The 12,763-nt window shown below is 71.5% G+C and carries 6 protein-coding genes, 1 pseudogene and 2 CRISPR repeat arrays; of the genes and pseudogenes, 6 read left to right on the forward strand and 1 reads right to left on the reverse strand.

Annotated features, from left to right (window positions below; genetic code table 11):
- From ACFVWU_RS35700 to ACFVWU_RS35715, 4 genes and pseudogenes are all read left to right on the forward strand, one after another.
- Nucleotides 1–879, forward strand: a pseudogene (locus tag ACFVWU_RS35700) (hypothetical protein); the annotation flags it as partial.
- The gene (locus ACFVWU_RS35705; RefSeq protein WP_387628656.1) at nucleotides 876–1,580 is read left to right on the forward strand and encodes a helix-turn-helix domain containing protein; all 705 of its coding nucleotides are present in this window, start codon (nucleotides 876–878) and stop codon (nucleotides 1,578–1,580) included. The pseudogene ACFVWU_RS35700 and the gene ACFVWU_RS35705, both read left to right, overlap by 4 nt.
- Before the next feature lie 121 nt (nucleotides 1,581–1,701).
- On the forward strand, nucleotides 1,702–4,065 hold the full coding sequence (locus tag ACFVWU_RS35710) for a Helicase associated domain protein (RefSeq protein WP_387628658.1): 2,364 nt from the start codon (nucleotides 1,702–1,704) through the stop codon (nucleotides 4,063–4,065).
- A 90-nt stretch (nucleotides 4,066–4,155) separates the two neighbouring features.
- Nucleotides 4,156–5,145, forward strand: coding sequence for a hypothetical protein (locus ACFVWU_RS35715; protein ID WP_387628659.1), 990 nt, complete (start codon nucleotides 4,156–4,158; stop codon nucleotides 5,143–5,145).
- Between the two features lie 128 nt (nucleotides 5,146–5,273).
- On the opposite strand, the gene ACFVWU_RS35720 is transcribed toward ACFVWU_RS35715, so the two are convergent.
- Nucleotides 5,274–6,203, reverse strand: a complete 930-nt coding sequence (locus tag ACFVWU_RS35720) for a DUF5677 domain-containing protein (protein ID WP_387628661.1) — start codon at nucleotides 6,201–6,203, stop codon at nucleotides 5,274–5,276.
- A 1,607-nt stretch (nucleotides 6,204–7,810) separates the two neighbouring features.
- Nucleotides 7,811–9,773: a CRISPR direct-repeat array (repeat unit 29 nt; unit sequence GTCCTCCCCGCGCAGGCGGGGGTCAGCCG).
- A 112-nt stretch (nucleotides 9,774–9,885) separates the two neighbouring features.
- Between ACFVWU_RS35720 and ACFVWU_RS35725 the strand changes: the two genes are divergently transcribed.
- Both ACFVWU_RS35725 and ACFVWU_RS35730 read left to right on the forward strand, forming a co-directional pair.
- A complete protein-coding gene (locus ACFVWU_RS35725; protein WP_387628662.1) occupies nucleotides 9,886–10,440 on the forward strand; it encodes a Uma2 family endonuclease in 555 nt (184 codons plus the stop codon).
- Nucleotides 10,441–12,076: 1,636 nt separating this feature from the next.
- Nucleotides 12,077–12,349: a CRISPR direct-repeat array (repeat unit 29 nt; unit sequence CTTATCCCCGCGCAGGCGGGGGTCAGCCG).
- A 71-nt stretch (nucleotides 12,350–12,420) separates the two neighbouring features.
- Nucleotides 12,421–12,729, forward strand: coding sequence for a hypothetical protein (locus tag ACFVWU_RS35730; RefSeq protein WP_387628664.1), 309 nt, complete (start codon nucleotides 12,421–12,423; stop codon nucleotides 12,727–12,729).
- Nucleotides 12,730–12,763: the final 34 nt, after the last annotated feature.

Genomic DNA, 12,763 nt, shown 5'->3' on the forward strand with positions numbered 1-12,763 from the left:
ATCACCGCCGCCGCGTTCGCCGCGATGACCGAGGCGGAGCAGGTCAAGGCGCTGATGTCCTGCTCGCACTGGAACGTGCGCGTGACCGTCCCGGCCGGGTGGAACCACGTCGGGCTGCTGCCCGCGCCGGTGACCGGTGACCGCGCCTGGGTCTACCCGTCCGAGCCCGGCGCCACCTTCACCACCTGGGCGGGCGGCGCCGAGGTCCACCTGGCGCTGTCCAACCACCTGATGCCGTGGAAGGTCGAGATCCTCGGCGGCCTGCTGTTCGAGGACGGCAAGCCGCTCGACGAGTGGGGCAAGCGCCTCAAGTCGGCCTGGGCGGACCTGACCAACCTCTCGAAGCTGCACGGCGACGAGCGGCAGCGCACCGCCGCTTACCTCGCCAGCCGTGCCGTTCGCTCCGTGCTGCTGTTCGGCCTCGGCGGGTTCGCCCAGCGCCCGCGCCTGGTCTCCGGCACCACCCCCATCGGCGAGACCCTTCCCGCCGGCGTGGAGATCCTCGGCCAGGACAACGACGTGGTCACCTGGCAGCGGCAGGCCGGCTTCTCCCGCGACCCCTACGCCCACCCGGAGTGGGCCGCCTATGTGTGGTCGGGGGCGCGGGCGGCGCTGCTGGACATGAAGTACCGCCAGGGCAAGGAGGTCATCGGCTACGCCGGTGCCCTGCACGCCAAGCCCGGCACGGTCGTGTACTTCGGCACGGACGGCATCGCCCTGACGGAGCGCCAGCCCTGGCCCTACCGGGGCGAGCCCGGCGACTACCTCCTCAAGGGCCACTTGACCGGCCCGGTCGAGCACCCGACCAGCCAGGAGCAGTACCTCAAGCTGCGTGGCCTGGGCCGCGCCGAACTCGCCGAGAAGGGGACTGACCAGTGAGCCCGGCCGACCCGAACAACCCGAACGAAGCCGCCCGGTTGACTCAGGAGTTGCTGGACCAGGGCTACAGCAAGCGCCAGGTGGCCAAGATGCTCGACCGCGACACCTCGCTCGTGAGCCAGTTCTTCACCAAGGGCAAGGGCGCGAGCATGGTCAACGCGCTGCGCCAGGTGGTCCGCGCGGTGCGCGGCGGCGAGCGCGACGAGGAGGCCCTGTCCGGGATCGCGGAGGCGAACACCACCCGCCGCCGGACCAAGACCGGGCAGAAGGCGCGGGTGCGCGGCAAGGACACCGTCGGCGAGGCTGGCGGGTCGATGGCTGGCCGGGCCGGGAAGCAGGCCATCAAGTCCGGCGCCTCCCACCTTGCGCCCGTGGTGCACGAGACCGGACAGGCCGGGGGCCGCTTGGCCTTCACCGTTCGGATGAAGGCCAACCAGTACACGATGTCGGCCGGCTCCACTGAGGACTCTCCGGGTCTGCGCCGGGGGTTCATTCCCCGCGCCGACGGTACCGAGGAGCGCACCTACGGCTCCGCCAGCACCGGGGGCTTCGACGCCGCCGAGTGGTCCCAGCGGGTCGCCGAGCACCACGGCGACGTCACCGAGGCGATGCGGGCCTGGCTGGTGGAGACCGGCCGCGCCGTCGAGGACGCCGACATCGCCTACCTCGAAGTCCGCGGCTGGGTGCCGCCCCAGCAGTAGAGAGTCCGGTCGGCCTCTCCCCATCCATGACCTGGCCCCGGGGAGAGGCCGCCCGCCTGACCCTCCCACAGCCCCGCCCGCCCCGCCCCGCCGTCTCAGCATCCGAAGGAGAAGCACCGCCGTGGAGACCACCACCGCCACCGCCGAGCAGGACGTGCCGGCCGCTCTGCGCGCCCAGGCCGTACCGCCGCTCCCGGCACAGCCTCTGGGTACGGTCAACCCGTTGCCGCTGCACTGGTTCCAGAAGGACGCCATCGCGGCCGCGGTGCGCGAGGTGAAGGACGGCGGCCGGGCGACGGTGGTCGCGGCGACCGGCTCCGGCAAGACCCTCATCGCCGCCGGCTGCGCCCGGCGTCTGGCGGCGAGGGGCCGGGTGCTGGTGCTGGTGCCGACGATCAAGCTGCTGGAGCAGACCGCCGAAGCCTGGTCACTGCGGGGCGGCCGTAGGGGTCTGGCGGTGGCGGCGTGTTCGCGGGAGGAGGCGTTGGAGAGCGCGGAGGCCGGCGGTCGGATCGACGCCGCGGTGACGACGCAGGCCCCCCGGATCGCCGACCTGGTCGCCAAGGAGAAGGCCGGCGAGCCGGTGACCGTGTACGCGACCTACGCCTCGCTGGAGCGCATCGTCCAGGCCCACCGCGACTTCGGCCTGTCGGCCTGGGACCTGGTGGTCATCGACGAGGCGCACCGCACGGCCGGTTCGCAGGGGAAGGCGTGGGCCGCGGTCCACGACGACGACCGGGTTCCGGCGAAGCGCCGGCTGTACTTCACCGCCACCCCGCGGATCGCGGACGACCGGCGGGCGAAGGACGGTCTGGCCGACCTCGCCGACAGCGAGGGCGTGGACAAGCTGCCCGTGCTCTGCTCGATGGACGACGAGACGATCTACGGCCCGACCGTCTACATCTGGACCCTGGGGCAGGGGATCGAGCACGGCTACCTCGCCGACTACCGCGTCCTGGTCCCCGTGGTCACCGACGAGGACCTACGCGAACTCCTGCGTCTGCCGGCCGTCGCCGACCTGCGCTCCCAGCGCAGCAACGAGGAACTGTTGCGTCTGGCCCTGCAGATCGCGGTGCTGCGCGCCGTCAACGACCTCCAGCTGCGCCGCGTCATCACTTTCCACTCCCGGGTGTCCTCGGCGCGGGAGTTCGCGCACACCCTGCTGGACGCCTCGGAGCTGCTGGAGGACGCGGAGCGGCCGGAACGGCTGACGGCACTCGCGGTGGCCGGCACCGACCGCCTCAAGGACCGCCGCGCCGCCTTCGCCACATTCAAGGCCTCCACCGGCGAGCGGCCCGGAGAGGAAGGCGAGGAGTGCTGCATCATCTGCAACTCCCGCCTGCTGAACGAGGGCATCGACGTCGCCGCGGTGGACGCCGTGTGCTTCGCGGACCCGAAGTCGTCCGTCATCGACATCATCCAGGCAGTCGGGAGGGCGCTGCGCCAGACCTACCGGCAGGGCAAGGTCTCCTGGGTCATCATCCCGGTCTACCTGCCCACCCCCGAGGTGGGCGACGACACCGCGGCCGCCGATCCGGCCGAGGTCCATGACGCCGGCGAGGCGGTGAAGGCCGAGGCCGACGCCGAGATCGAAGCGTCGTCGTTCCGCACGATCTGGCGGGTCCTGCGGGCGCTCGCGGCGCACGATGCCCGGGTGGTCGGCCGGATCACCGAGCTGCGCGCCTCCCGCTCGCAGGGCACCGCGCACACCATCGCGGCCAAGCCGGCCGAGGGCGAGGCGGCCGAGGCTGGGGAGGGCGAGCGGCAGCCGGTCCCGGTGGAGTCGCCGATCGAGTGGCTCAAGATCAACGCGCGCCGGCACGCGGCGCGGATCCTCCAGACGGTCAAGCTGCGGGTGTTCAACCCGCGCGCGGTGGAGTGGCAGCGGATGCACGCCGTCGCAGCCAGGTTCCACATCGAGCACGGTCACCTCGACCCCACCGACAAGACCAAGCACGCCGAGCTGATCTCCTGGCTCATCCGCCAGCGCCACCTCTACGGTCAGGGCCTGCTCGACCCGGCCCGCGTCTCGGAGCTGGACGCGCTCGGCATGATCTGGTCGAAGAACGCCAACGCCTGGGAACGCGGCTACGCCTACGCCGCCGCGTTCCACCGCGTGCGCGGGCATCTGGCAATCCCGGCGACCGCCAAGCTCGACGACTACGCGGTGGGCGCGTGGATGCGCCGCCAGCGTAAGGCCGACAACCTGACCAAGGACCAGACCGCGAAGCTCGACGGCCTGGACGAGCTGTGGCGCCTGGAGCCGGACTGGAACAGGTCGTACCGCAGGCTGCTCGCCTACCTCGCCGTCGGCGGAACCCTCGACGGCCTGGCGAACCGCACCGGCCTCGGCGACGACCCAGCCTTCCGGCCCGGCACCTGGCTGCGCAAGCAGGACAAGGCCCGCACCGACTGCAAGCTGACCGACCAGCAGACCGCGCTCCTGGACGCGCTCACCCGGCACGCCGAGACCGTCACCGGCTGACCTACCTACGCCCCGCCATCCCGGCCCACCCCGTGCAGGTGACGAGGCGGCCGCCAGCACCCCGCTCCCGACTCCCGGAGGCACCGCGCGATGACCGACACCACCCGCCCCACCCCGGCCCCCGCCACCGCGCCCGGATGGCTGGAGCTCGACCTGAACAGCAGCCGCCCCGCCCCCGCCGACCGGGACCTGGGCCGCCCGATCCTCGGCTCCCCGCTGGTGCGCGGCTCGATGTGGCTGCGCTGGTCCGGCCACGACGGCATCCGCACCCTCCACCACGGCGCCGACCTGGCCCGCGGCTGGACCGAGAAGGACGTCGACGGCCTGGACGGCTGGGTGGCCCTGGTCGACGGCCGGGTCGTCCTCGGCGCCCGCCCGGGCCTCGCCGTGCCGGAGCCCGTCGTGCACGCCGAGGCGTGGGAGGCCGGTGCGACGCTGCACGCCGCCCTCGCCCAGCACCCCGCCCGCACCCCCTTCACCCAGGACGAGGACGACGACCAGGAGGACGGGCTGCTCGGCGACGTCCGCGGCCGGGTCCGTCGCCGGGCGGCCGGGATGACCCTGGAGAACATCCGGCAGGCCCTGGAACAGGCCCGGGTCGAGGAGCGCCACGCGGATCGGTACGCCGACGCTGGGGACGAGACCGCCTTCGCCACCGCGGCCGACGTCCGTGCCGAGTGGCAGCGCGTGTGCGACCACACCGCCGAGACCCGGGCCGAGCGCTACGACCCTGACCGCGACACCGCTCTCCGGCACGCGCTGCGCCGCGAGCGCCACTGTCAGAACGTCGCCGAATGCGCTCGCGAGGCCGCCCACCAGGCCCGCCAGACCACTGACGTCGCACACCGCCGCCTCGCGGGCACCGCCGCCCAGCCCCTCTACACCGCCCTCGACCGCGCTGGCCTCCACGCGCTCACCGACGACGACCACCAGGCCGTCCGCGACCTCACCCGCACCCTCGACCCCGCCACGCTGCGCCAGGTCATGAGCTTGCTGGAACGCACCGTCACCGCGGCCTTCGCGCTGCGCGGCGAGCAGGTCCCGCCTGCCCGGCCCGTTGTACGCCGCAGCCGGTTCTGACGGTCCGGGCCCGACGAAGCCGTGCTTGGGCCCGTTGCGTGCCGCCTGCACCGACCGAGCGGAGCCAGCGGCTGCACTGGCAGGTGGTTCACTCCGGCAGCGCTGCTGCTGTCGGCAACGGCGTGCAGTTAGGGGCGGGACTTGGGTTCCGTCAGGTCTACCAGGACCCGTTTCTTCTTCTCCGACTGCTGCGGTTTGCCCACCTTGACCAGGCCGGATGACGCGAGGGCCTTGGTGACGACGTCGGCCAGCTTCTCGGAGGTCTCCAGCCGCGGCGCGGTGATCATGAATTGCAGCGGCACCGGCTTCTCCACCGGCGCTGGTGCCGGCACGCGGGTCGGCAGTCCGGGAACATGGCCGAGGAGCTCTTCGGCCCGGGCCGCGGCCTTGCCGAAGCGCTCGTCGTTGCACAGGGCACCTATGGTGCGCGTGGCCTGGATCATGCAATAGGCGGCCTGGATGATCTCGGAATCCGAGGGCCGCGGCGTGGTTGCGATGCTGCCCCGGCCGGTTTCCAAATCCTGGTGGAGATAGGTCTCCGAGCTGGTCAGGCTCGGGTGCACGTAGCCCGACAGCAACCGGTAGATGACATAGAGACCGGGCTCGTTGAACAGTCGACACAGCGTCTCGAACTTGAGCTCGACGCGGAGCGGGTGCTCGTCACCAGAGGGCGGCAGCACCGGCTCGTCCGTGCAGTCGGGGATCTGCCAGCCCTCCGCCTCCGCCTTCTGGACGCTCTCCATAAGGGCCTTACGGTGCGCCTCATGCTCCTCAGTGAGCGCCGCGACGGCCTCGTCCCCGGAGTCGGCGAGCCAGACTAACAGCATCGTGTGCTCCGCGATGCTGCGCACGATCGGGCTACTCTCGGGCCCGACGTTGTTCAACGACAGGAGACTGACGGCATGCCCGCTGCGGATCACGCGGGCCCACCACCCCCAGGCGACCAGGAACACGTCCCGGAGCGCCCTGTCCACCTCGATGTCGCCAGCCCCGACTTCGTTGAACAGCTTGACCAGATGGGCGACAGCACGGTGCGCTCCCTTGGCCGTCTCGGCCACTGATATGCCTGGATTCTCAACCACGCAAGGAGCGTTCCACGGGATCGCACCAGGCCGCAGCCATTTTTGCCCGCCGAGCGCCAACGACCAGCCGGCCAGCACCAGATGACCGGCTGGTATCCACGTCCTCGGGCTACTCCGCCGTCTGCTCCTCCGCCGGGGCGGTAGTGCGCTTGAGATGGCTGCGGGCGGTGACCCGGTCCTCGCCCGACAGCGAGGCCCAGAACTCGTCCGCACACACCGCGTGTGAGGCCTGCCGCTTGGGGTCGGGCCCGCCTTCTGACCGGGGGTGCTACGGCGCGGCGCGCCGTTCGGTGTGGATGGCCTGGTCGAGGTGGTGGTCATTCGGGGGGCCGTTCCCGCGGAATTTCGGGCCCGCCGCCGCCTTCGAAGCCGCTTCCGCCTCCGCCTTCGCCGCCTCCGCCTTCGCCGCCCCCGCTTCCGCCTCCGCCGCCCGTGCCTACGCCGCCTCCGCTCCCGGTGTCGCTTCCGCCTCCGCCTCCGGTGTCTCCGCTTCCGCCTCCGCCGCCCGTGCCTGCTCCGCTTCCGCTCCCGGCATCGCTTCCGTTCCCGGTGTCTCCGCCGCCACCGACTTCTCCGCCACCGTCGCCCCCGGCGTCTCCGCCTCCGCCGCCTGGCACGCCTTCTCCGCTGCCCCCGCCTTCGCCTTCTCCGTCCTTACGGTTTGTGTCTCCGCCGGTTTTACCGGTTTCTTCGCTTTGGGCGTCGATTGTCGTCTCGGGGATCGTGATGGTGCGAGATCCGTCACTTTCATTTACCGTGATTTCCATGGTGGGGATTGTAATTGTTGGCGCACCTGATGGATTATTGCTTGGATCGCCGACAATGGTCATTTCTGGGAGCGTGATAGTCGGAGTATTCGGAGGAATATTACTGGGATCGCCGACAATGGTCACCTCGGGAAGTGTAGTCGCGTTCGATTCCTGTTCAGGACTGAACTCGAATACCACTGGACTGGTTGTTATCGTCACCGTGGGCTCGGCTGCTTGACTGAGTAGCTGGGCTTGCTCTCTCTGGAGCTGGTCAAGCTACCTGATGTAGCCTTGCATCTCGGCCTCCCAGCTTTGAATTATCGATGCATCGCCTACAGTGGCGGTAAGAATTGGCACCGCACCGATGGGTCCGCTTACCAGGGGAATGGCTAGGGCTGAGAGCTGGGCGACTTTCACGTTAAGCGAAATTTTGGCTTGGGTTCGAACGCTGCTGGATCTCTATTAGGCGTTTGACCTGTTCCTTGGTGAGTGTCATGGCCTTCCTCGCTTCAATCAAAACAGGGCAGGGTTGGGATGGTGGTGCCACTTCGCAGTCAAATGACGCGTTCGCTCTCAGGTTATTGGGTATTTCATGAATTGCCGACCTATCTTCCAGTGAACCGCTCGCTTGTCCGTACTGCATCTCCAGCCCTTGCGGATCTTCAGTAGGACTCGCCAGCCCTTCAGGGCGCCCATGGCCTGCTCACCGCGGCAACGGATCTTGGCGTGGGTGCTTGGCTGCCGCCATCGCGCCCGGGTCCTTACCCTCGACCTGTGTCTGGACCTGGTGATTACCCCCGGCCTGTCGGGGCACCACTGGAAAGACCAGGCCGAGTCCGCCCAGCTGCGCCGCCTCGGTCTGCTCGACGACTACCTGCACCGCCAGGTCGAGCGGGCCCGCAGTCGGGAGTCCTCCCCGCGCAGGCGGGGGTCAGCCGGAGCTTGATTGTGGAGCCGAAACGAGGGGGGAGTCCTCCCCGCGCAGGCGGGGGTCAGCCGGCCCGGCTCTCGATCGGCTGGCCGCTGCTGGTGTCCTCCCCGCGCAGGCGGGGGTCAGCCGCACGCTAGACGGATGTGTAAGGAGAGAATGACGTCCTCCCCGCGCAGGCGGGGGTCAGCCGCCTCCCGGAACGGGGGCTCGGTGAAGTCGTAGGTCCTCCCCGCGCAGGCGGGGGTCAGCCGTCCCCTGGTTCTGGGCTGGATTGGTTGTTGTCGTCCTCCCCGCGCAGGCGGGGGTCAGCCGGTCAGCCGCGTCATCGCGGCGGGCCTGCGCCGGTCCTCCCCGCGCAGGCGGGGGTCAGCCGGCCCGCATCACGTCCAAGCGGCTGATCACTGGGTCCTCCCCGCGCAGGCGGGGGTCAGCCGACGGACGGCCGGGACACGCTCACCCCCTCCCAGTCCTCCCCGCGCAGGCGGGGGTCAGCCGGCGTACAGCTCGTCGTGGCTGGCCCGGGCGGAGTCCTCCCCGCGCAGGCGGGGGTCAGCCGGGCGTTGACCCGCGCACCGGTGAACAGCTGGTGTCCTCCCCGCGCAGGCGGGGGTCAGCCGCACTCCCTTGCGCTGCGGGGTGACTCCGCGATGTCCTCCCCGCGCAGGCGGGGGTCAGCCGGGCTTCGGCTCCCACTACCGCGTGGGCCCCGGGTCCTCCTCGCGGCGCGGGGGTCAGCCGGAAACCGTGGCGGGCACATACGTAGCGTCAACGTCCTTCCCACAGGCGCGGGGGTCAGCCGGCGGGGCGGGGCGCGCCGATCGTCCCGCGCAACTCCTCCCCGCAGGCGGGGGTCAGCCGGGCAGCTGGGCGAGGCGTTGTGGCGCCAACTCCTCCTCCCCGCAGGCGCGGGGGTCAGCCGCCGACCATCGGCAGGCCGGTGCCGTCGGCGGCCTCCTCCCCGCAGGCGCGGGGGTCAGCCGGTAACGGTGGGTACGGGCCCGGTGCAGGACGGCTCCTCCCCGCAGGCGCGGGCTTGGCACCCTCTTCTCGCCCTCCCCGCGCAGGCGGGGTCAGCCGTGGCAGCGGGCGCAGGACCGGCGGATCTTCCCCTCCTCCCCGCGCAGGCGGGGGTCAGCCGGCGGGGGACGTCAGGGAGTTGCTCACACCGTCGTGCTCCCCGCAGGCGCGGGGGTCAGCCGGACGGCATCAGCGGCGGGCTGCGCGTGATCGACTCCTCCCCGCGCAGGCGGGGGGCAGCCGCGGATCGTGAACGGCGCGACCCAGCCGAGGATCTCCTCCCCGCGCGGGCGGGGGTCAGCCGCGGATCGTGAACGGCGCGACCCAGCCGAGGATCTCCTCCCCGCGCGGGCGGGGGTCAGCCGCCCTCCCGCGACTTGCCCGGCGCGGCCGACAGCTCCTCCCCGCGCAGGCGGGGGTCAGCCGTACCCCCAGCTGCGGCTCCGCACCCAGGCCCACTCCTCCCCGCGCAGGCGGGGGTCAGCCGCGTCGGGGTACACCTCACCAGCAAGGGCCTGACTCCTCCCCGCGCAGGCGGGGGCCAGCCGGTGCAGGGACCCCGGCGGTCCGGTCCGCGTCGGCCTCCTCCCCGCGCAGGCGGGGTCAGCCGAAGAAGGCCCCGGCCAGGAGCGTCGGCGCCCGGTCCTCCCCGCACCCGCGGGGGTCAGCCGTCCGGCGACAGCGGCGGCGCCACCCGCACGAACCTCCTCCCCGCGCAGGCGGGGGGTCAGCCGTGATGTCCGCCGTCGTAAACGGGGGTGATCACCTCCTCCCCGCGCAGGCGGGGGTCAGCCGCTCCCGTCCCAGTTCCTCGGCGTCGTCCCGCACTCCTCCCCGCGCAGGCGGGAGTCAGCCGACGGTCAACGTCATCCGCTACGTCTGATGACCCTCCTCCGGCTACGGTGGGAGCTGCGGGTGTCCGGTCGGACACGCCGCGGCCGGGCCGAAGGAGGCGAACCCGTTGAGCGCGCAGCCCATCGCGTACGCGGACGTGAACCACGAGGCCGCGCTGAAGTACGCCGTACAGCTCATCGATCACCGATGGGCCCAGGTCATCGAGGGGCGGATCGTCCTGGTGTCACCCACGTGGGACCACGAGAACGTCGCGGCGAAGATCCGCCGCCAGCTCGACCGCCGCGTCGACGAACTTGGCTGCATCAGCGGCTCCGGCAACCTCGACCTGCCCGGCTCCCCCAACTGGTACATGCCCGACCTCGCCATCATCCCCGAAGACCTCGCCAAGGGCGCCGGAGCACTCACCCCCGACCAGACCCTCCTGGTCGTCGAGGTCACCTCCGAGTCCAATGGCGACACCGACCGCGTCACCAAGCGCAAGCGCTACGCCCAATACGGCGCCCCGCTCTACCTGCTCGCGGACCGGCAGAACCGCACCTGCACCCTCTTCTCCGAGCCTCACGACCTCGGTTACGCCGTCATCGATGGCCCCCATCCGTTCGGGACGCCACTTCGGCTGCCTGAGCCGTTCGACCTGACCCTGGATACCACGGCGTTCTGACCGTACGGCAGATCCCCGAGCCGGCAGTGGCCCCAGCCGCGCGGCGCCGCAGCGGTGCCAGAACCGATCCCCAGACCACATCGGCCCAGCAGTCGTCTCCGTCTTCCAGGAGGCCGAGGTCCTCCCCGCAGGCGCGGGGGTCAGCCGCTCTGCTTGTCCCAGAACTGGACGGTGTTGAGGTCCTCCCCGCAGGCGCGGGGGTCAGCCGTCGGCGAGCGCCTCGCGGGTGGTGCTGTCCATGTCCTCCCCGCAGGCACGGGGCAGCCCCCGCGGACCTTGTCGTGGGGGGTGCTTCTCCGTGCCAGTCGCCCGGCGAGGCGGCGCTGACGGCATGGGACGATGACGTACCGCTCCTTGACACAACAACAGCGACCCACCAGCACGCCCACCGGCATGCGGAACAGTCAAGAAACAGCAAAGGCCCTGCTGCTCCGCAGGTCAGAAAGTCTCCTCCCCGCGCAGGCGGGGGTCAGCCGCTGTTCGGTCTCCGGGCGGAGACCGCCGGACGCTCCTGCCCGCGCAGGCGGGGGTCAGCCGCCTGACCCGCGGTCCACAGCCGTTCCCACACCCTCCTCCCCGCGCAGGCGGGGGTCAGCCGGACGAGAGAGGCGGAATCGAGCCGGGGATCGGCTCCTCCCCGCGCAGGCGGGGGTCAGCCGGCCGAGCCGGCCGCCGAGGAAGCCCAGCAGGACTCCTCCCCGCGCAGGCGGGGGTCAGCCGGTCGCGACGGTGGCGGCGCCGCCGGTGCCCAGCTCCTCCCCGCGCAGGCGGGGGTCAGCCGCCGATCGCGAAGCACGTCACGATCGCCAGTTTCTCCTCCCCGCGCAGGCGGGGGTCAGCCGCGGGCAGGCCGTGCAGGTGCTGCAGTCGATGCCTCCTCCCCGCGCAGGCGGGGGTCAGCCGCTCGCCGGCATGTCCGTGCAGACATGGCGCCGCTCCTCCCCGCGCAGGCGGGGGTCAGCCGTCCTCGCCGGGACGGTCTCGTCGACTTCGGCGCTCCTCCCCGCGCAGGCGGGGGTCAGCCGAATCCGCCGGCCGAGGACGTGCCGGTGGTGGCCTCCTCCCCGCGCAGGCGGGGGTCAGCCGCCCCTCCCCCTGACGGGACGGCGGTTTTCGAATCCTCCCCGCGCGAGCGGGGGTCAGCCGGACTCCCTGTGCGGGGCCGTCGCCCCGTCCCCCTCCTCCCCGCGCGAGCGGGGGTCAGCCGCCCACCCGCTGACCCTCGGGGCGGGCCCGGCCCTCCTCCCCGCGCGAGCGGGGGTCAGCCGTGGCGGAAGCACGGGGATAGCCTCACCTGCAACTCCTCCCCGCAGGCGGGGGTCAGCCGTGCTCAGCGTCCACTGGACAGGACCCGAGCGTGTGCTCCCCGCAGGCGCGGGGGTCAGCCGCGGCCGTGGGCGTCGTGGCGCGGGAGCGTCCCGTCCTCCCCGCAGGCGCGGGGGTCAGCCACCGCGGGCCTTGTCGTCGCGGCGGGTGCTTCTCCGTGCCAGTCGCCCGCCGGACAACGACGCTGGCGGCGTGGCACGATGACGTACCGCTCCTTGACACAACAACAGCAGACCCACGAACACGCCCCACCAGCGGGCGGAACAGCCAAGAAACAGCAAAGGCCCCGCTACGCCGCAGGTCAGGGAGTCTTATCCCCGCGCAGGCGGGGGTCAGCCGCGCTCCGTCTCCGGGTTCTGCACCCACTCCTCCTTATCCCCGCGCAGGCGGGGGTCAGCCGTTGGAATTGCTCTCCAGCCAGCCGTGATCGGTCTTATCCCCGCGCAGGCGGGGGTCAGCCGCTGCTCTCCGAGGGCGATCCGGTCAAGCGCGCCTTATCCCCGCGCAGGCGGGGGTCAGCCGTTGGTGGCACCGGTGCCGGGGTCGGTGGAGACGTCCTCCCCGCGCAGGCGGGGGCAGCCGAGACAGTGGGAGCGACCCGGGTCCGGCGAGAGTAACCCCCGGGTCGCCCAACAAGAAAAAGGGAGAGCGCCCATGGCGATGCGCATTTTTGAGACCGACCCGGAGAGCAAGCCGAAGCCCCGTTTCGTAGATGACACGGTTGGCCGCTTCCACAGTGGCCGGTCCGTCCACAACGTTCCTGAGTCGCTGCCTGAGTGGCGCATCACTACCGGCGACCCCGAGGTTTCGGCGGCTGTTGCCCAGCTTTTCGGCGGCACGCCGGAGGAGACGGACAGCACGTCGGACAACTACATTGAGGTGCTGACCAGGAGCAATGCTCAAGACCTGTGGATCGCTTCCGGGAGGAACGCGGAGGGCCTACCTTCCCGAGTGATCCCGTGATGGTCATCGAGTAGGCCGACGTTGCAGCGTCGGC

This window comes from Kitasatospora sp. NPDC058190, from assembly GCF_042883685.1.
GTDB lineage: Bacteria > Actinomycetota > Actinomycetes > Streptomycetales > Streptomycetaceae > Kitasatospora.